A 20,024-nucleotide genomic window follows, 5' to 3' on the forward strand; every position below is an offset into this window, starting at 1 on the left:
CACCCGAGCGATGCATCACCATGGCCGATCGCAGGTCGACGGTGGCGTTCTCCAGCACGATCAGTTCCCCGGCGGCCCTGCCGCGTCTCATCAGCAGGCCGCCGATGCGCGCGGCAAGCTCTCGCACGTTGAGCGGGCTTTCGACCACATCGGCGGCCTGCTGATGAGACGCGGCAGGGCCGCCGGGGAACTGATCGTGCTGGAGAACGCCACCGTCGACCTGCGATCGGCCATGGTGATGCATCGCTCGGGTGCGGAGGATCAGCTTTCCCCGGGGCAGGTGGCGTTGCTGAAGCTGTTCCTGGCGAGCCCGCGCAAGGTGCTGACCCGCGACGACATCATTGCCGCGGCCCCGGCCGAGAATGCTGACGCTTTCGACCGTTCGATCGATTCGCGCATCGTGCGGCTGCGCCGAAAGCTCGACACCGAGACGATCATCACCATCCGCGGCGCCGGCTATCGTTTCGATCCACCAGCCTCGCGCAACGAGTGAATTCGGGTCGACGAGCCTGTCAAGCATCGGATTCCCCAAAGCGGTGGTCATCTTGGGTCCGGCGCCTGGCGCTTAGCGCACCACAATGATCGAGGGGCCGGATAAAACGTCGGTGCCGGCGGTTGTCTCGGCGTGGGCGCGCTCCTTGAGCAGCACCGTCGCCAGCGCGGCAAAGCCGAGCAAGCCTTGCGCGTAAAGCAGCGCGGAAAGCACGGAGGCGGCAAACTTCGTCTTCATGTCGCTATCCCTCAATCTCGATGTCGTCGGTGCTTCAGGAAACTCCCGAAGCGCCCGCGCCGCTGACGGAGCCCCCCGCTGCGGCGCGGGCCTTCGGTCCTCTCGGCAGCAAGTAGCCGGAGGGGCCGCGCGTCCTCATCAGCCGAAGGCCGACCCGCCAGAGGGCCTTCAGCCGGTGGACGCGCAGGCTGGAAACAATCCAGACCGTGGCGATGAACAGAGCCATGTGCAGTGTCGAAACCTCGCCGGACCTCATCGCCGCCAGCGCCGTCACCGGGCTGCCGGCCACCGAGCCGGCGCCGCCGAGCGCGATTGCCGCGACGCTGATCCTGAGAAGCCAGGAGCGCAGTTTCGATTTCCTGCCCATTTTCGTTTGCAGTTGTCTGTTCCCGTTGCGTCAAATCTGCCTTCGGCCTGTATCCAGATCATGCCGCCGTGGCTGCGCTTTGTTGCAGTTTGGTTTCGAACCGGGCGTAAGTGCTTAATAAAGAAAATGAAATGAGCTTTCGTTTCCGGGGGGCTAAGCTCATTGGGTAGCGCCGACCTGCCGCGCCCCGGAAGAAGTCCGATGCAATGGTTGGCCGGACCCTTTGTTAACTTATAGAAACGAATTCGAAACAGAAACGAGCACCAAGCGAAATATCTCGGAAACGGACGAGAACGAGGCCCATCGAAATTGAAGCCGGACACAACGGCAAAAACAGAGGGATCGTCATGCATACCGCCATTTCCGCCAAGCTCATCCATGTCGCCGCCGCCGCGTTCACGGGTGCCGCGCTGCTCTTCGGCGCCGGCAATGCCGCCCACGCCAACCAGATCATCGCCAAGGTCTCGCTGTCGCAGCAGATCATGGAAGTCACGGTCGACGGTCGCCCGACCTACACCTGGAAGGTCTCGACCGGCGCGAGGGGGCACATCACGCCGACCGGTTCGTTCAAGCCGACGCGTATGCATGAGATGTGGTACTCGAAGAAATACGACAACGCACCGATGCCGCATTCGGTGTTCTTCAGCGGCGGCTATGCCGTCCACGCCACCTACGCCATCAGCCGTCTCGGCCGTCCCGCTTCGCATGGCTGCGTGCGGCTGCATCCCGACGCGGCAGCCGACTTCTATCAGCTCGTCGAGGCCTTCGGCCCCGCCAACACCAGCATCGTCATCGTCAAGTAAAAGGCTGGGTTAGGGTAGCAGGCCGGTTGCCGCCTTCGGCGTAGTTTGTGAGACGCAATTCCGGACGGAAAACCGTTACACACTTTTCCTGGGATTGCTCAGCTGAAGCCGTGAGGCAACCGCCAAAAAAAGAGGCCGGAATTTCCGGCCTCTTTTGTCTTTAGCTGTCGTGCCGATCAGCTCGGCAGCGCCGGCATCAGCTTCGGATCGGGCTTCTCGGCGAGATGCGGCAGGTCCTTGCTGGCAATGAAGGTGTAGAACATCGGCACGACGAAGAGTGTGAACATCGTGCCGACCAGGATGCCGGTGAAGATGACCAGGCCCATCGAATAGCGGGCGGCCGCGCCGGCGCCGCTGGAGATGATCAGCGGCACAACGCCCAGCGCCATCGCCGCCGTCGTCATCAGGATCGGCCGCAGGCGCACCTTGGCCGATGCGATGATGGCGTCGCGGCGGCGCATGCCGTGCACCTCGCGCTGCTGGTTGGCGAACTCCACCAGCAGAATGCCGTGCTTGGTGATCAAGCCGATCAGCGTGATCAGGCCGACCTGGGTGTAGATGTTGAGCGTCCCGAGCCCGATGTTGAGCGGCACGATGGCGCCGAAGATCGACAGCGGCACGGCCATCATGATGATCAGCGGGTCGCGGAAGCTCTCGAACTGGGCCGCCAGCACCAGATAGATCACGACCACCGCCGCGGCGAAGGCGATCAGGATGGTGTTGCCCTGCTCCTTCTCCTGCCGCGACTGGCCGGAATAGTCGATGAAGAAGGTGTCGGGCAGGGTCTCCTTGGCGATATCCTCCAGCACCTTCAAGCCGTCGCCGGTGGTCACGCCGGGCAAAGGCAAGGCCGAAATCGTCGAGGAGTTCAGCTGGTTGAACTGCTCGATGGCCGCCGGCGAGGCGTTGGTCGAGATCTTCACCACCGCCGACAGCGGCACCATCTTGCCGTCGACGCTGCGAATGAAATACTCGCCAAGCTTCTCGGGGTTGTCGCGGAATTCCTGCGGCACCTGCGGGATGATGTCGTAGCTGTTGGAATCGCGGTCGAACTGCGCCACCTCGGCGCCGCCGACCAGCAGCGTCAACGTATTGCCGATATCTGCGATCGGCAGGTTCAACGCCGCCGCGCGCTCGCGGTCTATGGTGACTGTCACCTGCGGCGCGTCGTAGGCCATCGAGTTCTGCACGACGATGAAGCGGCCCGAGGCTTGCGCCTTGTTCTTGATTTTCTCGGCCTGATCGAAGACCTCCGAAGGGTCGCCGGTGGAGCGCACGACCATGGAAATCGGCAGGCCGCCGCCGGAACCCGGCAGCGTCGGCGGCGCGAAGACGAAGGCCTGAACGCCGGCGACCTTGGCGAGCCGTGCGGTGATGTCGGCCTGCAGTTCCTTCGAATTGCGCTTGCGGTCCGCCCAATCCTTGAAGGCGAAGCCGACGAAGGCGCTGTTGGTGGCGCCGCCGAAGGCAACGGCCGAGAACTGCGCCCGGGTCTCGGGGATGTCCCTCACCAGGCCGAGCATCTGGTTGACATAGGTCTCGGTGTAGTCCGACGTCGCATAGCGCGGCGCGGTCACCAGAGAGAGCAGGAAGCCCTGATCTTCTTCGGGCGCCAGTTCGGTCGAGGTCTTGGTGAACATGAAGCCGGTGAGGGCGACAAGCGCCACGACGATGATCAGCGTCACCGGCCGGTTCCGCAGCGAGGCGGTGACGGCCCGTTCATAGACGCGCTCGACGCGGCTGAACGTACCATCGACGATGCGCTGGAAGCGTCCGTGCTGGCCCGCCTTCAGCAAGCGCGCCGACATCATCGGCGTGATCGTCATGGCGATCAGGCCCGACAGCACCACGGAGCCGGCCAGCGTCACCGCGAATTCGCGGAACAGCGCGCCGGTCAGGCCTCCGGTGAAGGCAAGCGGGGCGAACACGGCGGCCAGCGTGATGGTCATCGCCACGATGGCCGTCGCGATCTCGCGCATGCCGTTGAAGGCCGCCTGCATCGGCGACATGTGGTCCTCTTCCATGTGGCGGTGGATGTTTTCCACCACCACGATGGCGTCGTCGACGACGAGGCCGATCGCCAGCACCATGGCAAGCAGCGACAGAAGGTTGATCGAGTAGCCGACCGCAAACAGGATGAAGCAGACGCCGATCAGCGACAGGGGGATGGTCACGATCGGCATCATCACCGAGCGGAACGAGCCGAGGAACAGAAGGATGACCACGATGACGATGGCGACGGCCTCGCCGATGGTCTTGAACACTTCCTCGATCGAGGCGCTGATCTGGCCGGTGGCGTCGTAGACGACCTCGATCGTCATGCCTTTCGGCAGCGTTTCCTGAATCACCGGCACGAGCTTGGTGACCGCGGCCGCGGTCGTCAGCGGATTGGCGGCAGGCGTCGGGAAGATGGCGAGGAAGGTTCCCGGCTTGCCGTTGAAGCTCACCCTGGTGTCGGTGCTGGCCGCGCCGAGCTCGACACGCGCGACATCGCGCAGGCGCACAACCTCGCCGTTCGTCGAGCGGATCGGGAGCTGGGCGAAGGCCTCCGGCGTCTGCAGGGTCGAATGAACGGTGATCGAGGAGACCACATACTCGTTCTGGGTGTTGCCGGGCGCCGACAGGAAATTCGAGTTGTTGATGGCGGTCAGCACGTCAACCGCCGTGGCGCCGCGCGCGGCGAGCCGGATCGGGTCGATCCAGATGCGCATGGAATATTCCTGGGCGCCGAAGATCTGGACGTCGGCGACGCCTTCCACGGTCGAGATGCGGGGCCGAATGACGCGCTCGATATACTCGGTGAGCTGCTCCTTCGTCATATTCGGGTTCTGCATCGAGATGTACATCATCGCGAACTGCTGCCCGGTGCCCTTGACGATGACCGGATCCTTGGAGGCGTCCGGCAGGGTCCCGCGCACGCCCTGGACCTTGGACAGCACCTCGGCGAGCGCGACGTCCGGATTGGAGCCGAGCTTCATCTGCACCGTGACCGTGCTCGAGGACGGACGGCTGGACGAGGTGACGTAGTCGATGTTTTCGGTCGAGGCGACGGCGCGCGCGATCGGCGCCGAGACGAAGCCCTGGATGAGGTCGGCGCTGGCGCCCGGATAGGCCGTGGTGATCGTGATCGCCGTCTCGTCAACCTTGGGATACTGGCGGATCGACAGGCCGAAGATGCCCTGGAAGCCCAGCAGCAGGATCATGCAGGCCAGCACCGTCGACAAGACGGGCCGGCGAATGAAGAGGTCGGAAAAGCTCATTGCTGAACCTCTTTGTTCGCCGATTTGCTGGGGTCGATGGTGTTGTCGACGGCAACCGACATGCCGTTGAAGAGGCGGTTCTGGCCGGCGGTGACGACCTGGTCGCCGTCCTTGAGGCCCTCGACGATCTCGACCATGCCGTTGTTGCGGCGGCCGAGCTTGACGAAGATCTGCGAGATGGTGAACGCCTGCTGCTGCGCGGCATCGGCCGGCTTGGCGTCAGCCGGCTTCGTGGCGTTGCCGGCGGGTTTGGACGCGTCCGCCTGCGGCTTGGCGGGATCGGCGGCGGCTTTCTGCTCGTCCGGCTTTGCCGGCGCGGCAGCGGCGCCCTCCGCCGGCTTTGCCGGCACGACCACGAAGACATAATCGCCGTAGAGGCTCGTCGTCACCGCGGTTTGCGGCACCGAGATGACATTGTTTTCCTGCGGCAGCTCGACACGGATCTGGACGAACTGGCCAGGCGTCAGCTTGCCTTCCGGATTGGCGACCTCGCCGCGGATCGAAACCAGCCGGCTTGCCGGATCGATCTTGGGATCGATGCCGCGGATGGAGCCGGCAAAGGACATGTCCGCAAGGCTGCTGCCGAGTTTGACGGTCTGGCCGATCTTGAGCAGCGGCAGCTGCTGTTCGGGAACCGTGAAGTCGACCCGCATCGTGTCCAGATCCTGGATCGTCACCACCGAATTGCCGGGGGCCAGATATTGGCCGATATCGATCTTCGGGATGCCGACCGTGCCGCCAAAGGGCGCGGACAATTGCTTCTGGTCGAGCACGGCCTGCAGCTTGTTCACCTGCGCGGCCGAGGCATCCGCGGCGGCGCGCGCGGCGTCGAGCGTCGCGTCCGTGCCGACGCCGCGCCGCTGCAATTCGATCGCGCGGGTCAGCGCCGCCTGGTCGGAGGCGGCCTGCGCCTTCTGCGCCACCAGATCAGCCTTCTCGACCGCGTCGTCCAGCTGCAGGAGCACCGCGTCGGTGGCGACCTTCTGGTTGGCGTGGAAGAGGATGTTCTTGACGATGCCGCTCGTTTCGACGGTAAGGTCGACGCCGCGCACGGCATTGACGGTGCCGATGGCCTCGACGCCTGGCGTCCATTCCGAAGGCTTGACGACCACTGTCGAGACCGTGGCGGCCGGCGGCTTCATGGTGGCGAAATACTGCTTGATGCCGGCATCGCGCATGAAGTTGAAACCAACGATGCCGACGCAGACGAGAGCGAGCAGAATCAGGAACACAGCGATGATGAAAAAGCGCTTCACGGACAGTCCCCTCGAGCCGGCAACCGGCAAAACAATCGATGCCGGGACACATATCGACAACAGGTCCCGACTTCAAACGGCGCTTTACTGTACCGGCTGGACGGTCTTGTCAATTCCGCCTAAGCTAATATAAGGGAGGCGTGATGAGAGCACCCAGGGCAAACTCACGCGAAAAGATACTTGCCGCCGCCGCCGACGTCGCCCGCGAGGCAGGCCCGGGAAGCTTGTCGCTCGAGGCGGTCGCCAGCCGCGCCGGGGTGTCGAAGGGCGGCCTGCTTTACAACTTCCCGACCAAGGCCAAGCTGATGCAGGGCCTTGTCGAAAGCTATCTCCGCGACTTCCAGAAGGCGTTGGAAGCGCGCACCGCCGAGGCCAGGCACGAAAGCGCCCTCTCGGCCTATATCAAGCTTTCGGCCGACGACTGCGAGCGACCGAAACCCTCGGCCTCCTGGATTTTCTCGGCGATCGCCGAAGATCCCGATTTCCTGACGCCGATAAAAGCCTTCAAGCACCAGCTGCTCGAACGGTTGAAGGAAGAGACCAGCGATCTCGGCTCGCTGCTGGTCTGCTTTCTCGCCATCGAGGGGATGCGCAGCATGAACCTTTTCGATTCCGATGTGCTTTCCGAAGACGAGCATAAGCTTCTGGTGGCCTCGCTCCTGAAGATAGCCGGATAGGTCGCCTGCCGGCCAAGGCGTCACACCACCTTCATCCTAGGGACATAGCGTCCTTCCCGGTTCTTTGCTGATGCAAATGGAGTGGGACAATGGTGGACGTGGTATCAAGTGAGGCGGGGATCCCGAGACCGGATCATCCCCTGGAGCAATCGAGCGGGGCGAAATGGTTCCTGCCGGCTTTCGGCGTGCTGGTGCTCGTCGGCATCATCTATGTCGGCTACGCGCTCAGCCAGGACCTGGCGATCGCCAAGACGGTGCCCTGGATCCTGCTCGGCATCGCGCTTCTGATTGCGCTGGGCTTCGAGTTCGTCAACGGCTTCCACGACACCGCCAACGCGGTCGCCACCGTCATCTACACGCGGTCGCTGCCGGCCGAATTCGCCGTCATGTGGTCCGGCGTCTTCAACTTCCTCGGCGTCTTGACCTCGAGCGGCGCCGTGGCGTTCGGCATCCTGTCGCTGCTGCCGGTCGAGCTCATCCTGCAGGTCGGCTCGTCATCCGGCTTCGCCATGGTGTTCGCCCTTCTGGTCGCCGCCATCCTGTGGAACCTGGGCACGTGGTTCCTCGGCCTGCCGGCTTCGAGCTCGCACACCATGGTCGGTTCGATCATCGGCGTCGGCCTCGCCAACCAGTTCATGGCTCCGGCCGGTAGCGCCACCAGCGGCGTCGATTGGGGGCAGGCGACCAATGTCGGCACCACCCTGCTGGTCTCGCCGATCGTTGGGTTCTTCGCCGCCGCGGTGCTGCTCTATGCGATGAAGCTCCTGGTGCGTAATCCTGCCCTCTACGAAGCGCCGAAGGGCAAAACGCCGCCGCCATGGTGGATCCGCGCGCTGCTGATCTTCACCTGCACCGGCGTCAGCTTCGCGCATGGCTCCAATGACGGCCAGAAGGGCATGGGCCTGATCATGCTGATCCTGATCGGCGTGGTGCCGACCGCCTATGCGCTCAACCGCACGCCCGACATCAACTATCTCGACGCCTATAAGTCGGCGTCCGTCGCCGTCGAGCAGGCGCTGGGCAAATATGTCAAGCCGGGGGTCACCGTCGCGGATGCCAATGCCGCAAAGGCCGCCGTGCAGGAAGCCGTGCGCAGCAAGTCGTGGAACGACCAGACGACGCTCGCACTGCAGACCTACATCCACAGCACGACCGCCGGGCTGCAGCCCTACGCCACCGTCGACAACGTTCCGACCGACCTGGTCAGCAACGCGCGCAACGACATCTACCTGATCGGCGAGGCGCTGAAGCTGATTGACAAGAAGAAGCTGCTGCCGATGCAGGACGCCGACCTGAAGGCGGTCACCGACTATCACAAGGCGGTCGACAACGCGACGAAGTTCATCCCGCTGTGGGTGAAGATCGCCGTGGCGCTGGCGCTCGGGCTTGGCACCATGGTCGGCTGGAAGCGCATCGTCGTCACCGTCGGCGAGAAGATCGGCAAGAGCCACCTGACCTATGGCCAGGGCGCCGCCGCCGAGCTGGTCGCGATGATCACCATCGGCATGGCCGACCGTCTCGGCCTGCCGGTGTCGACCACCCACGTGCTGTCATCCGGCGTCGCCGGCACGATGGCGGCCAACGGCTCCGGCCTGCAGTGGTCGACCGTGCGCAATCTTCTGCTGGCCTGGGTGCTCACGCTGCCCTGCTCGATCGCGCTTGCCTTCGTGCTGTTCGTGATCTTCCGCCACGTTTTCTGAGTCTGGCGCAAAGAGTTCAAAAAGGCAGCGCCGGTCGCCGGCGCTGCCTTTTTTGTTTGGGCAAAACGCATGTTCGGGTCGCGCGGGATGTATTTGCTGCGTCGACGTAGCGCTCGGAGATAGCCGAGGCGCCCCTCATGTCGTCATTCTATGGCGGAGCAAGGAACGAAGCGACGCGGCGCAGACCATAGAATCCATTCCGTTCCCTATGAGCGTCACGGCGGTGCAGAAAGACCTTTGTTCTGCGCCCTCTTTACCCCTTCGCGCCAAGTCACGGAATGGATCCTCAGGTCTCCGCGACGCCGCTTCGCGGCTGCTCCGCCCGTGGATGACGACGCGAGGGAGGGTTTCGACAATCTCGTAGGGCCGATCTGCTCGATCGAACGACTGGGTTCTCGCGGCCAACAGATACGATGCCCGACGAAAAGCCGCAGCGCAGGGCTGATCAGGTCGGGTCTTCGCGATGCAGGTCGTGGATGGTGACGCCTTCGGCATTGTCGGGCAGCATCAGCCATTTCTTGTGGCGCAGCGTGCGCTCGGTGTCTTCCAGGCCCATCTCCCAGTGCTCGCGCATCGAGGTGCCGGAGAACTCATAGTCCTTGGCGTGGCCTTCATAGCCTTTGTGCTGGTAGATCAGGTGGACGATGTTGACCACGCCGGCGTCGGAATAGTCGGCGATCAATTCCCTCTCGCCGTCCTTCAACTGCTCCGGCGGCACGCGCTTCAGCGCGTCAAGCAGTTTCATCTTGAGCGCGTGGATGCGCTGGAAATTGTCGGTGTTCTGGCGCGTGCGGCTGGAATACATGATGTCCTTGTGGCGCGACAGGACGTCGGCCATGCCGCGCGGCAGCACGCCACGGGCGCTGAACAGGTCGACCTGGAAAACCAGCGAGGAGCGGTCCTCCTCCTGGTCGAGCAGATATTGCAGCGGCGTGTTGGAGACGATGCCGCCGTCCCAGTAATACTCGCCCTCGATGCGGATCGAAGGAAAGGCCGGCGGCAGCGCGCCGCTCGCCATGATGTGCTCCGGCCCGATGCGCACCTTGTCGGTGTCGAAATAAACGAAATTGCCGGTCCGGACATTGACCGCACCGACGCTCAGCCGCTTCCTGCCGTCGTTCAGCACGTCGAAATCGATCAGGCTTTCCAGCGTGTCCTTGAGCTCGGCGGTGTCGTAGAAACTGGTGGCGCCGTCTGCTCCGGCCAGCTGGAACCAGGGATTCGGGCTGCGCGGCTTGAAGAAGCCGGGCTGGCCCATGGCCATGGTCATGAATGACGAGGTCTGGTTGCGGATATCGCGATAGATGTCGCCTTCCGGCGTATAGGCCCAAATCTTGCGGCCCGAGACGGTCTGCCAGAACTGCTCCAGCCGCTGCAGGCGTCGGCTCGGCTCGTTGCCGGCGATGATCGAGGCATTGATGGCGCCGATCGAGACGCCGGACAGCCATGTCGGCTCGCAGCCGGCGTCGGCTAGCGCCTGATAGACGCCGGCCTGATAGGCGCCGAGCGCGCCGCCGCCCTGGAAGACCAGGGCGATGCGGTCGTATTGCGCGGTGATTTCAGCGATGGTGGCGGCGGCCGCCTTGTTGCGGTTACGCTCAAGCACCGGCTTTCTCCAACGCCTTCGCCCCGGCAGCCGATCGGCCGTGGTCGGCGAGATAATCATGCACGACTTCGCCGAGGCCGAGCGTCAGGTCGGCGGTGAAGTGAACGGCCGAGACGATGTCGAGCACCGGCAGCTTGGCTACGTCGGCCATGACATGGGGGCGCAGGTCGAGCGCGGCGGGCGCCGTCCAGGCCTCCTTCAGCGTGACGTCGGTCAGATAATAGCGGACCAGCTCGCAGATGCGCGGGCTGCCGTCGACATGCGGGATGATCTTGATCAGGAAATTGGGCGCGGCGAGCGAGGCCAGCACCTGGTCGTGGTCAGCCTCGCGGTGCTTGTAGCCCATGGTGCCGGTGGCGCACAGAACGCTGCCATAATGCAGCGTGCCGACCACCACCTCGCCCTCATGCACGATCTTGGGGCTGGCGAGCTTCTTGGGGAAGCCCCAGAGCTCCCGGCCGCCGGCGATCGGCGCGTCGTCGTCGAGATACATGGAATGCACATAGCCGCCATGCTGGCCCTTGTAGCGCACCGGGATGACCTGGCCGGTCTCGGTGTAATCGCCGAAGCCGGTCGAATCCGGCATGCGGATGAACTCGTATTTGACCAGCGGCTCGTCAATCTCGAGCGGCGCGGGCACGACCGCCTCCAACGCCTCACGCGTGGTGCGGTAGGTGATGATGATGTATTCGCGGTCGAAGAAACGGTAGGGGCCGGGCGGGAAGGAAGGGTTGGTGAGCGGCATCGCGTAGGCGCGCTTCACGACATCGTCGATTTCCAAGCTATTCACCCATCGGTTCAGGAACGACACGCGCTGGACGCGCGGCAGGATATGTTGCATGGCACCATGACAGTGCCATGTCAGCCGCATCGAGCGCCAGCTTGGCGGGCATCGGACAGCATCACAACATTGTAATCGCTACGACATATGGTCATGGCATTGTCATGCTGCGGCGCACAAACTATGTGCCCTTATAGTTCCCTTCCCTCCTGTCGCGAGATCTCCCATGGGTTCCCTGTCTTCGAAGAATGCGCTCGTCACCGGCTCGACCAGCGGCATCGGCCTGGCAATCGCCCGGGCTTTCGCCGCCGAGGGCGCCAACGTCACCATCAACGGCCTGGGCGATGCCGCGGCGATCGAGCAGGAGCGCGCCGGCATCGAGAAGGATTTCGGCGTCAAGTGCCGCTACTCGGGCGCCAACATGATGGATGGCGCCGCGGTCAGCGCCATGATCCACGAGGCCGAGGAGGCGTTCGGCAGCCTCGACATCCTGGTCAACAATGCCGGCATCCAGCATGTCGCGCCGATCGAGGAATTTCCCGACGACAAGTGGGAGGCCATCATCCGCATCAATCTGCTTGCCGCCTTCTACGCCATCAAGGCGGCGGTGCCGGGCATGAAGAGCCGCAAATGGGGCCGCATCATCAACACGGCCTCGGCGCATGCGCTGGTCGCCTCGCCGTTCAAGTCGGCCTATGTCTCGGCCAAGCACGGCATTGCCGGCCTGACCAAGACGGTGGCGCTGGAAGTGGCGCAGGACGGCATCACCGTCAATGCGATCGCGCCCGGCTATGTCTGGACGCCGCTGGTCGAGAAGCAGATCCCCGACACGATGAAGGCGCGCGGCATGACCGAGGAACAGGTCAAGCACGATGTGCTGCTGGCAGCGCAGCCGACCAAGGAATTCGTCACGGTCGAGGAGCTTGCGGCGCTGACGCTTTTCCTGTGCTCGGACGCCGCCAGGCAGATCACCGGCGCGACCCTGCCGATGGATGGCGGCTGGACGGCCCAGTAAGGGCAAAGGCTGTTTTCAGGGAAGGGCGGAGCGGAGCTCGCGTCCTCATAGAGCAGTTCACCGTTTCACGGAAACAGTGAACCGCTCTATCTCTCTGTTTTTGCGCAATTCCGGACGGAAAACCGCTCACACTTTTCCTGGAATTGCTCTAGGCAATTTGATTTCTTGACAATCGCCGGGGACCGTTCCAGCATTCCCGTAAGGGGTTCCCCGCGACGACCCCGTGAGGCGTCAGCCCAACGATCGCGTCCAGACTCTCTCTGTTCAGGAGGTGGACGCCATGCCGTCAACAACCGCAATCACCGTTCCGCAGCTTTCCCGTCTCGTCGGCCTGCCCGACGCGCCTTGCCTGGTCGATGTGCGCACCGACGAGGATTATGAAGCCGATCCGCGAATTTTGCCGGCTTCGTACCGGCGCGATTTCAGGACTGTCTCGACCTGGGCGGCCGAGTTCTCCGGAGCAAAAGTCGTCGTCATCTGCCAGAGGGGGCAGAAACTCTCGCAAGGCGTTGCCGCATGGCTGCGCCATGAAGGCATTCCGGCGGAGTCGCTGGAAGGCGGCTTTGAGGCCTGGGTCGCCGCCAAGGCGCCATTGGTCAGCGCCAGCGCGATCCCGCCGCGCGACGAAATGGGGCGTACGGTGTGGGTCACGCGTTCGCGGCCGAAGGTCGACCGCATCGCCTGTCCCTGGCTGATCCGCCGCTTCGTCGATCCCGGTGCGGTGTTCCTGTTCGTCGATCCGGCCGAGGTGCCTCTGGTGGCCGATCGCTTCGGCGCGGTTCCCTTCGACATCGAAGGCGTGTTCTGGAGCCATCGCGGCGATCGCTGCAGCTTCGACACGATGATCGAGGAATTCGGCCTGCGCATCGACGCGCTCGACCGCCTGGCGCTGATCGTGCGGGCCGCCGATACGGCGCGCCTCGACCTTGTCCCGCAGGCGGCCGGTTTCCTCGCCGCCTCGCTCGGCCTGTCACGCATGTTTCGCGACGATCTCGAGCAGCTGGAAGCCGGCATGCTCTTCTACGACGCCTTCTTCCGCTGGTGCCGCGACGCCGCGGACGAGACGCATAACTGGCCGGCCGGAGGCAAGGCGCCATGACCGCGCTCGCCAAGGACGACGACGCGCCGCCGGTGGATACCCCCGCCACGCCGAGCTTCCGTGAGGCGACGCGGCTCTGGGCCAAGATCGGCCTGCTGTCCTTCGGCGGGCCGGCCGGGCAGATCGCGCTGATGCACAAGGAGCTGGTCGAGGAGCGCCGCTGGATCGGCGAGGAGCGTTTCCTGCACGCGCTCAACTATTGCATGCTCCTGCCTGGACCCGAGGCGCAGCAGCTTGCCGTCTATATCGGCTGGCTCTTGCACCGGACGGCCGGCGGCCTCGTCGCCGGCACATTGTTCGTGCTGCCTGGCGCGCTGGTCATGCTTTGCCTGAGCAGCTTCTACATGCTCTACAATGATGCGCCGGTGGTCGAGGCGCTGTTCTTCGGCGTCAAGGCGGCGGTGCTGGCCGTCGTCGTCGAGGCGGTGATCCGCATCGGCAAGCGGGCGCTTAAGAACCGCGTCATGATCGCGATCGCGGTGGCGGCCTTCCTGGCGATCTACATCGCCAAGCTGCCGTTCCCGCTGATCGTGCTTGCGGCAGGCCTCGTCGGCTGGATCGGCAGCCGCTTCGCGCCAGGCCTGTTTTCCGGCTCGGCGCATGGCAAGGGTGGGGCCACCGTCGACAGGATAGGCGTGGTCGACCTGATGTTCGAACGCGGCGAGCTGGCCCACACCATGCCCACCAGATGGCACGCGGCCCGCACCATCGCCATCTGGCTGCCGCTCTGGCTCGGACCGGTGGCGCTGATCGCCGTGCTGGCGGGGCCAGGCAGCGTGTGGGCGCAGATCGGCGGCTTCTTCAGCCTGATGGCCGTCGTCACCTTCGGCGGCGCCTATGCGGTTCTGGCCTATGTCGCGCAGGCGGCGGTCACCTCTTTCGGCTGGCTGTCACCCGGCCAGATGGTCGACGGGCTGGGCCTCGCCGAGACAACGCCCGGACCGCTGATCCTGGTGCTGCAATTCGTCGGCTTCGCCGCCGCCTATCGCCATGCCGGCCTTGCCAGCCCGCTGCTCGCCGGGTCGCTCGGATCGCTGCTGACGCTCTGGGCGACCTTCGTGCCCTGCTTCTTCTGGATATTCCTGGGAGGCCCCTACATCGAGCAGCTGAGGCAGAACCGAGCGCTGGCAGCGGCGCTCGGCGCGATCACCGCGGCGGTGGTCGGCGTGATCATGAACCTGGCGCTGTGGTTCGCGCTGCACGTCGTCTTCGGCAAGGTCGCAAGCGTCGCCTGGGGCGTGGAAGTGCCTGTCCTGTCCTCGCTCGACTGGCGCGCCGCGCTGCTGTCGGTTGCGGCGATGGTCGCCATGTTCAGGCTGAAACTCGGCATGCTGCCGACGCTGGCGGCATCGGCGCTGGCGGGACTTTTCCTGTCGGCGCTGTAGGCCGAACGCCATTCCGATCACATCAGCGTGAACGAAAAAGCGGAGCGGCCGGGAATAAACGGCCCGGCCCGCCGGTCTCCAAGGCATGCGCCGCGTTTGCGCAGCAGCAGGAGACCATCATGAAGCGGCATGAAGACAAAAGCACAGGGACCGGAGGCGGCGAAGGCGTCTACCGCAGCCGTCCCTTGGAGCGCTGGCGCTGGGCGCATCCGTTTCGGGCGATGCCGCCCCGCCGCCGGCCCTGATCGGTGCCGGTCGCAACCATCGAGATCCACGACCATGACGGCGAGCACCCTGTTGCAGCCAGCGATGCGCCGTCCCCTTGCGAGGCGCCCCTTGCTTCCGAGACACTTGACTCCGGTGACACCAATGCCCTCTCTTCCCCCGAAGCAGGCGCCATCGCCTGCGGTCGCGATCTTCACGCGCACGAGCAGGGACAGACCGTCGCCTCCCGCTGAGGGCGGCGGCAGACCCATGGCGGGAGCGCCCGACGGCGGAACGGTGTTGAGCGAAAAGATGCTGTCCGCGCGTTTTGCCGAGGTGGTGCTGCCGCATCTTGGCGATGCGCTGTCGCTCGCCCGCTGGCTGACCGGCAATCAAGCCGATGCCGAGGATGTCGTGCAGGAGGCCTGCCTCAAGGCGCATGCGGGCATTGCCGGCTTCGCTGGGGGAAACCCCCGCGCGTGGCTGCTCACCATCGTGCGCAACGCCTCCTATACATGGATGGCGAAGAACCGGCCGCGCAGCGTGGTGGCGGTCGGCGACCTCGCCGATCTCGACGACGTCTCGCCGCCGCCCGACAATGATGCCGACAGCCCGGAGGCGGCGCTGATCGCCAAGGCGAATTCGGCGGCGGTGGAAGCGGCGATCGCCAGGCTGCCGCAAGCCTTCCGCGAAACGCTGGTGTTGCGCGACATAAACGGTCTCAGCTACCGCGAGATCGCCGCCATGCTCGGCGTGCCGCAAGGCACGGTGATGTCGCGGCTGGCAAGGGCTCGCGGCCTGTTGATGACGGAACTTGGAGGGCGCCATGAGCCCGCATGAAAATCGCCCGCGTGAGGATGGCCCCCGTGAGGATGGATTGCCGCAAGACCCGCAGGACATGAAGCTGATGATCCACGCCCTTGTCGATGGCGAGCTCGATGCGGCGGCCGCCCTGGCGGTCGAGCGGCGCATGGCCGCCGATCCGGAACTGGCCGCCGAGCATGCGCGCCTTTTGGCGCTGCGCGGCGCTGTCGCCAGCGTGCCGCGCCCGACCGTCAGCGACGATTTCCTGGCGCGTATCGCGGCGATTGCCGAGGTGAAAAGGCCGGAAGAAGCGGAGGCGCCAAACGTCTCTTCCGCGAAGGCGGAGCCGCTGCCGCCCCAGCAGCAAGGCAATGTCGTCGCGATGCGGCCGCGCGCGGCGCGCTGGTTCAACTCCTTCGACTGGCGCCAGATGGCGGCCTCGATCGTACTGACGGCGTTCCTCGCCAGCGGCGCGACGCAGTGGCTGGCGACGGCGGACAACGGGGCTGAAAGTTTCGCCGTGGCCGTCGCCAACGGTCATCGCCGCAGCCTGCTCGCGGCGACGCCGGTCGACATCGTCTCGTCCGACCGCCACACGGTGAAGCCTTGGCTCGACGGCCGCATCGGCGTGTCGCCGGCGGCACCCGACATGGCCAAGGACGGTTACGCGCTGCTCGGCGGCCGCGTCGAGGTGATCGGCGACAGACCGATGCCGGCGCTGGTTTATCGCCATCACGAGCACCTGATCACGCTGGTTGCGGCGCCCCGGCAGAACGAGGCCAAATCGATGCCGGTGGCGGACGACTTGTCGGCAGGCGGCTTCCTCCTGGTCCACTGGACCGACGACGCCTTCTCCTACTGGGCGATCTCGGATGCCGAACGCCCGGCGCTTGACGATTTCGTCGCCCGCTTCCGGGCGGCGATCATCGCCAATCCGGCAGCGGGCAGTCCGGGCTAGGGAAACGAAACCTTTTATCGCCGCTATTTCTGAGGCCGATAGTCCGTTTGACCGGATGAGCGAAGGCAGGTGCCTGTCCAAGATGATCGCGCCAAAGCACTTGTCCCGTTGCGCCGGCGCCAAGGCGCGCAAGTAGATAGGTCAAGGTCGACTTTGGTATGTTATAAACGCTCCATTCTCGGGGCGGATACGGGGGCAATGGATCAGGAAAGACTTCTAGCCGCAGTCCTCCTAGCTGATGTCGTGGGCAGCACGCCGCTCTATGAGCGCATCGGCGACGATGCCGCCCTGCGGCAGGTCTCGGATTGCCTCGACGCGATACGCGCGATCGTCGCCGAGCACGGCGGTGACTTCATTTACTCGAAGGGCGATGACGTGCTCAGTCTGTTCGAGAGCTCGGAGGCGGCGCTGAGGGCCGTCTGCCAAATCAACAGCCAACTGACGAGAGGGCCGTTGAGCGCCCGGATCGGATTGCATTTCGGGGCGGTTATTCGCGCGCGCGGCGCGGTATTCGGCGATGTTGTCAATGTCACCGCAAGGCTGTCCACTACGGCCAATCCGGGGGAGGTGCTGATCAGCCAGAGCTTCTTCGAAGCGCTTTCGGCTGGCAGCCGCAGCGCCTTGCGACTCCTCGACAAAATGGCGTTCAAGGGCAAGCAGGAACTCTTCGATGTCTATACGCTGCGGAGCGACGATGGGATCCCCAGCACGAACGTCGCCAGCCGGGGCACCATTATCGAAAGGCGCTCCGCGCCGCCGCGGCAGATCAATCTGGTCATCCGCTATGGAGATCAGTTGGGATCCTGCCGAAACAATGAATTCGTGACGATCGGCCGATCTCCGGAATGCGATATCGTCGTCCAGCGGCCCTGGGTCTCAAGGCACCACGCGACCTTCACCATTTCGAATGGCAAGGCACGGCTTGTTGAGCGGAGCTCGTCGGGCACATTCGTGTCGATGGGACCCGGCCAGGAAGAAGTATTCGTACGCCGCGAAGATATCCTCCTCTTCGGCTCCGGCGTCATCTCGCCCGGACGCAGATCGTCCCTCGGCGACGCCCAGATCCTGCACTACGAAATTGTCTCAGGCTGATCTGGCCGGTTGGGCGGGACCGCCGCACCAACTTTCATCAGCCGCTTGATAATCACCTTCAACGCGCCGCTTCCGGCAGGATCGCGGTCGACATTTCGGGCAAGGTCTGCCCGCCGTCTACGATGATACTTTGGCCGGTGATGTAAGCCGCTTCATCGGAAACGAGAAAACGCACCGCGTGGGCAACGTCCTGCGGTGTGCCGAGACGGCGAAGCGGCACGGCGGCGCATTGTGCATCCACGAAACTTTGTGACTGATGCTCCATCACGCCCTCTGTCAGGATGTTGCCCGGCTCAACGGCATTCAGCGTAACGTTCCAAGGCGCAAATTCGAGGGCCGCCGTGCGCATGAAGCCCAGAATTCCTGCCTTGCTAGCCGCATAGTGAGAATACCCAGGAGAAGATACGCGCGCACCCGTTATTGAGGACAAAAAGACCACCCGGCCGTGGCGCTGCCGCTGAAAATAGGGCAGGCAAGCCTTCGCCAGCAGGAAGGGCCCTCGCAGGTTGACCGCCATGACGCTGTCCCACTCGTCGGGCGTAATCGATGCGATATTGGTGTTCGGATAGATCGCAGCATTGGCGACGGCAATATCAAGTCGACCCATCTCGGCAAAGATATCATCGATCACGTGCGTGACCTCCGACTCATCGCTTGTATCCATGCGGCGATAAGTTGCTGCCAGACCCATTTCGCAAATGTTGGCGGCGGCGCGATAGCCGTCGACGTCCTTTATGCCCGTCAGGACGACTTGCGCTCCGGCGCGCGCCAGTTCAGTAGCAACACCCAGTCCGATCCCGCGTTGTGCGCCGGTGACGATGGCAACCTTTCCCGACAGGTCGAAGCCACTCATTGGGCAGTCCGAGCAAAAGCGGGCAACAAGCTGCCATGAGCTTCGATCAGCGCATCCACCAGGGAATCGATTTCGGCAAGCGAAAGCTCCGCTGCCGTGTGAGGGTCCATGGCGGCTGCGTGGTAGATGTGCTCGCGCTTCCCGGTGAGAGCGGCCGTCACGGCCAGCTCCTGCACATTGATGTTGCTCCGCATGATGGCGGCAAGCTGAACCGGGATACGTCCGATGCGGATAGGCTGAATGCCGTTGCGATCGACATGGCAAGGAACTTCAACCGCAGCGTGCGATGGCAGATTTTCGATTAGGCCCCGGTTGGCGACATTGCCGTAGATCAGGCTTGGCTCACCCGTCACGCAGGCATGAATGATGGCGGCAGCATACTCCTTGCTGCGCGAGACTTCGATCGGCCGACTCTCGTCTTCCAGTTCGTGGCGCAGTTCATGCCATTGCGCGACCTGTCTTTCGCAACGGGTGATGTATTCGTCGAGCGGCAACCTGAATTCTTCCAGCAAGTCCTCGCGTCCGCGCTTGATGAACCAGGGCGTGTATTCCGAAAAGTGGATGGAACTCTCGGTAACGAAATGGCCGAAGTGCTTCATGACCGCGAAACGAACTGCATCATCGACGGGAAAAGTCCCATCGCGGGCAATCTGCCGAAGCCGTGGGTAAAGGTCTACACGGCCGCCGCCGGGTAGGCGTTTTTCGAATTTGAGGAAAAAGGCCACATGATTGAGGCCGGCACACAGATAGTCGATGTCGGCAATATCCTCGCCGAGAGTGCGGGCCAGGAATTGCGACGTTTCCTGAACGGAGTGACACAGGCCGACATAGCGAATGTCCGGATAGCCCTCTGCCATGGCCCAGCTGATCATGGCCATCGGGTTCACATAGTTCATCATCAGCGCCTGCGGGCAATGTTTGCGCATGTCGTCGGCGATGGCAAACACGACGGGAATTGTACGCAGAGCCCGGAAGATGCCGCCGATGCCCAGAGTGTCGGCAATGGTCTGCCTCAGGCCGAACCTTTTCGGGACTTCGAAATCGGTGACGGTGGCCGGCTTATAGCCGCCCACCTGCATCATCAGGATGACGAAGTCGGCGTCCTTGAGGGCGATTGCCCGATCGACTGTCGCGACAAGCCCTACCTCGTCCTCGATCCCAAGCGCGCGGCAGATGCGGCGTGTCATGATCTCGGAGGTGGCAAGGCGGTCCGGATCGAGATCGTGAAGCGCGATTTCGCAACGCGAGAGAGCTTCATTGCTCAGCACGTCGCTGAGGATGTTGCGGGCGAACACCGTGCTTCCGGCGCCGACGAGACAGATCTTGGGCATTGCGGGTATCCAGTCCTTGCTATGCGCTTTCGACGCAGCTTCCCTATTGCCATTGGAAACCGGAAAATGCTTGCTTGAATGCAATTGATATTTCCGGTTTTTA

General features: G+C 63.9%; 17 protein-coding genes and 2 pseudogenes. 10 read left to right on the top strand and 9 right to left on the bottom strand.

The window, feature by feature from the left end; genetic code table 11:
* Nucleotides 1–157: pseudogene (locus EOA23_RS37050) on the bottom strand (DNA-binding response regulator); the annotation flags it as partial.
* Between EOA23_RS37050 and EOA23_RS08130 the strand changes: the two are divergent.
* Nucleotides 149–493 (top strand): annotated as a pseudogene (locus tag EOA23_RS08130) (winged helix-turn-helix domain-containing protein); the annotation flags it as partial. The pseudogenes EOA23_RS37050 and EOA23_RS08130 overlap by 9 nt on opposite strands.
* A 72-nt stretch (nucleotides 494–565) precedes the next feature.
* Here EOA23_RS08130 and EOA23_RS08135 read toward each other — a convergent pair.
* Nucleotides 566–730 (bottom strand): hypothetical protein, encoded by a 165-nt coding sequence (locus tag EOA23_RS08135; protein ID WP_126064137.1) that lies wholly within the window; start codon nucleotides 728–730, stop codon nucleotides 566–568.
* Nucleotides 731–764: 34 nt separating this feature from the next.
* On the bottom strand, nucleotides 765–1,097 hold the full coding sequence (locus tag EOA23_RS08140; protein ID WP_127303534.1) for a hypothetical protein: 333 nt from the start codon (nucleotides 1,095–1,097) through the stop codon (nucleotides 765–767).
* A 347-nt stretch (nucleotides 1,098–1,444) separates the two neighbouring features.
* Here EOA23_RS08140 and EOA23_RS08145 point away from each other — a divergent pair, with 347 nt between their 5' ends.
* Nucleotides 1,445–1,900: a L,D-transpeptidase gene (locus tag EOA23_RS08145; protein ID WP_127303535.1), complete on the top strand. Its 456-nt coding sequence runs from the start codon at nucleotides 1,445–1,447 to the stop codon at nucleotides 1,898–1,900.
* A gap of 176 nt (nucleotides 1,901–2,076) precedes the next feature.
* Here the strand turns inward: EOA23_RS08145 and EOA23_RS08150 are convergent, their stop codons facing one another.
* Together EOA23_RS08150 and EOA23_RS08155 are read right to left on the bottom strand one after the other, a co-directional pair.
* The gene (locus tag EOA23_RS08150) at nucleotides 2,077–5,160 is read right to left on the bottom strand and encodes an efflux RND transporter permease subunit (protein WP_127303536.1); all 3,084 of its coding nucleotides are present in this window, start codon (nucleotides 5,158–5,160) and stop codon (nucleotides 2,077–2,079) included.
* Nucleotides 5,157–6,416, bottom strand: coding sequence for an efflux RND transporter periplasmic adaptor subunit (locus EOA23_RS08155; protein WP_245474067.1), 1,260 nt, complete (start codon nucleotides 6,414–6,416; stop codon nucleotides 5,157–5,159). The genes EOA23_RS08150 and EOA23_RS08155 overlap by 4 nt, the downstream gene beginning before the upstream one ends.
* Before the next feature lie 143 nt (nucleotides 6,417–6,559).
* Between EOA23_RS08155 and EOA23_RS08160 the strand changes: the two genes are divergently transcribed.
* Together EOA23_RS08160 and EOA23_RS08165 are read left to right on the top strand one after the other, a co-directional pair.
* Nucleotides 6,560–7,093 (top strand): TetR/AcrR family transcriptional regulator, encoded by a 534-nt coding sequence (locus EOA23_RS08160; protein ID WP_127303537.1) that lies wholly within the window; start codon nucleotides 6,560–6,562, stop codon nucleotides 7,091–7,093.
* A gap of 89 nt (nucleotides 7,094–7,182) precedes the next feature.
* Nucleotides 7,183–8,793: an inorganic phosphate transporter gene (locus EOA23_RS08165; RefSeq protein ID WP_127303538.1), complete on the top strand. Its 1,611-nt coding sequence runs from the start codon at nucleotides 7,183–7,185 to the stop codon at nucleotides 8,791–8,793.
* Nucleotides 8,794–9,238: 445 nt separating this feature from the next.
* Here the strand turns inward: EOA23_RS08165 and EOA23_RS08170 are convergent, their stop codons facing one another.
* Together EOA23_RS08170 and EOA23_RS08175 are read right to left on the bottom strand one after the other, a co-directional pair.
* Nucleotides 9,239–10,399: a patatin-like phospholipase family protein gene (locus EOA23_RS08170; protein WP_127303539.1), complete on the bottom strand. Its 1,161-nt coding sequence runs from the start codon at nucleotides 10,397–10,399 to the stop codon at nucleotides 9,239–9,241.
* The gene (locus tag EOA23_RS08175) at nucleotides 10,392–11,180 is read right to left on the bottom strand and encodes an acetoacetate decarboxylase (RefSeq protein WP_127303540.1); all 789 of its coding nucleotides are present in this window, start codon (nucleotides 11,178–11,180) and stop codon (nucleotides 10,392–10,394) included. Before EOA23_RS08175 ends, EOA23_RS08170 begins: the two co-directional genes overlap by 8 nt.
* Nucleotides 11,181–11,406: 226 nt before the next feature.
* Between EOA23_RS08175 and EOA23_RS08180 the strand changes: the two genes are divergently transcribed.
* From EOA23_RS08180 to EOA23_RS08205, 6 genes are all read left to right on the top strand, one after another.
* Nucleotides 11,407–12,195 (top strand): 3-hydroxybutyrate dehydrogenase, encoded by a 789-nt coding sequence (locus tag EOA23_RS08180; RefSeq protein ID WP_127303541.1) that lies wholly within the window; start codon nucleotides 11,407–11,409, stop codon nucleotides 12,193–12,195.
* Between the two features lie 280 nt (nucleotides 12,196–12,475).
* Complete coding sequence (locus EOA23_RS08185) at nucleotides 12,476–13,294, top strand: sulfurtransferase/chromate resistance protein (RefSeq protein ID WP_127303542.1); 819 nt, start codon at nucleotides 12,476–12,478, stop codon at nucleotides 13,292–13,294.
* The gene (gene chrA, locus EOA23_RS08190) at nucleotides 13,291–14,679 is read left to right on the top strand and encodes a chromate transporter (RefSeq protein ID WP_127303543.1); all 1,389 of its coding nucleotides are present in this window, start codon (nucleotides 13,291–13,293) and stop codon (nucleotides 14,677–14,679) included. Before EOA23_RS08185 ends, chrA begins: the two co-directional genes overlap by 4 nt.
* Nucleotides 14,680–15,153: 474 nt before the next feature.
* A complete protein-coding gene (locus EOA23_RS08195) occupies nucleotides 15,154–15,723 on the top strand; it encodes a sigma-70 family RNA polymerase sigma factor (RefSeq protein ID WP_127303544.1) in 570 nt (189 codons plus the stop codon).
* Complete coding sequence (locus EOA23_RS08200) at nucleotides 15,710–16,645, top strand: anti-sigma factor (RefSeq protein WP_127303545.1); 936 nt, start codon at nucleotides 15,710–15,712, stop codon at nucleotides 16,643–16,645. Before EOA23_RS08195 ends, EOA23_RS08200 begins: the two co-directional genes overlap by 14 nt.
* A gap of 198 nt (nucleotides 16,646–16,843) precedes the next feature.
* Nucleotides 16,844–17,737, top strand: coding sequence for an adenylate/guanylate cyclase domain-containing protein (locus tag EOA23_RS08205; protein ID WP_127303546.1), 894 nt, complete (start codon nucleotides 16,844–16,846; stop codon nucleotides 17,735–17,737).
* A 58-nt stretch (nucleotides 17,738–17,795) separates the two neighbouring features.
* Here EOA23_RS08205 and EOA23_RS08210 read toward each other — a convergent pair whose 3' ends face one another.
* Entirely contained in the window at nucleotides 17,796–18,590 is a 795-nt protein-coding gene (locus EOA23_RS08210) for an SDR family oxidoreductase (RefSeq protein WP_127303547.1), read from the bottom strand.
* Complete coding sequence (locus tag EOA23_RS08215) at nucleotides 18,587–19,921, bottom strand: alpha-glucosidase/alpha-galactosidase (protein WP_127303548.1); 1,335 nt, start codon at nucleotides 19,919–19,921, stop codon at nucleotides 18,587–18,589. The genes EOA23_RS08210 and EOA23_RS08215 overlap by 4 nt, the downstream gene beginning before the upstream one ends.
* Between the last annotated feature and the right edge of the window lie 103 nt (nucleotides 19,922–20,024).

Source organism: Mesorhizobium sp. M2A.F.Ca.ET.042.01.1.1, assembly GCF_003997405.1.
In the GTDB taxonomy this organism is placed as follows: Bacteria; Pseudomonadota; Alphaproteobacteria; order Rhizobiales; family Rhizobiaceae; genus Mesorhizobium.

What these genes read in the sequence shown, in the direction of transcription:
- EOA23_RS08135 (WP_126064137.1), bottom strand. Translation starts at nt 730, where the DNA reads ATGAAGACGAAGTTTGCCGCCTCCGTGCTTTCCGCGCTGCTTTACGCG.
- EOA23_RS08140 (WP_127303534.1), bottom strand. Translation starts at nt 1,097, where the DNA reads ATGGGCAGGAAATCGAAACTGCGCTCCTGGCTTCTCAGGATCAGCGTC.
- EOA23_RS08145 (WP_127303535.1), top strand. Translation starts at nt 1,445, where the DNA reads ATGCATACCGCCATTTCCGCCAAGCTCATCCATGTCGCCGCCGCCGCG.
- EOA23_RS08150 (WP_127303536.1), bottom strand. Translation starts at nt 5,160, where the DNA reads ATGAGCTTTTCCGACCTCTTCATTCGCCGGCCCGTCTTGTCGACGGTG.
- EOA23_RS08160 (WP_127303537.1), top strand. Translation starts at nt 6,560, where the DNA reads ATGAGAGCACCCAGGGCAAACTCACGCGAAAAGATACTTGCCGCCGCC.
- EOA23_RS08165 (WP_127303538.1), top strand. Translation starts at nt 7,183, where the DNA reads ATGGTGGACGTGGTATCAAGTGAGGCGGGGATCCCGAGACCGGATCAT.
- EOA23_RS08180 (WP_127303541.1), top strand. Translation starts at nt 11,407, where the DNA reads ATGGGTTCCCTGTCTTCGAAGAATGCGCTCGTCACCGGCTCGACCAGC.
- EOA23_RS08185 (WP_127303542.1), top strand. Translation starts at nt 12,476, where the DNA reads ATGCCGTCAACAACCGCAATCACCGTTCCGCAGCTTTCCCGTCTCGTC.
- chrA (WP_127303543.1), top strand. Translation starts at nt 13,291, where the DNA reads ATGACCGCGCTCGCCAAGGACGACGACGCGCCGCCGGTGGATACCCCC.
- EOA23_RS08195 (WP_127303544.1), top strand. Translation starts at nt 15,154, where the DNA reads ATGGCGGGAGCGCCCGACGGCGGAACGGTGTTGAGCGAAAAGATGCTG.
- EOA23_RS08200 (WP_127303545.1), top strand. Translation starts at nt 15,710, where the DNA reads ATGAGCCCGCATGAAAATCGCCCGCGTGAGGATGGCCCCCGTGAGGAT.
- EOA23_RS08205 (WP_127303546.1), top strand. Translation starts at nt 16,844, where the DNA reads ATGGATCAGGAAAGACTTCTAGCCGCAGTCCTCCTAGCTGATGTCGTG.
- EOA23_RS08210 (WP_127303547.1), bottom strand. Translation starts at nt 18,590, where the DNA reads ATGAGTGGCTTCGACCTGTCGGGAAAGGTTGCCATCGTCACCGGCGCA.
- EOA23_RS08215 (WP_127303548.1), bottom strand. Translation starts at nt 19,921, where the DNA reads ATGCCCAAGATCTGTCTCGTCGGCGCCGGAAGCACGGTGTTCGCCCGC.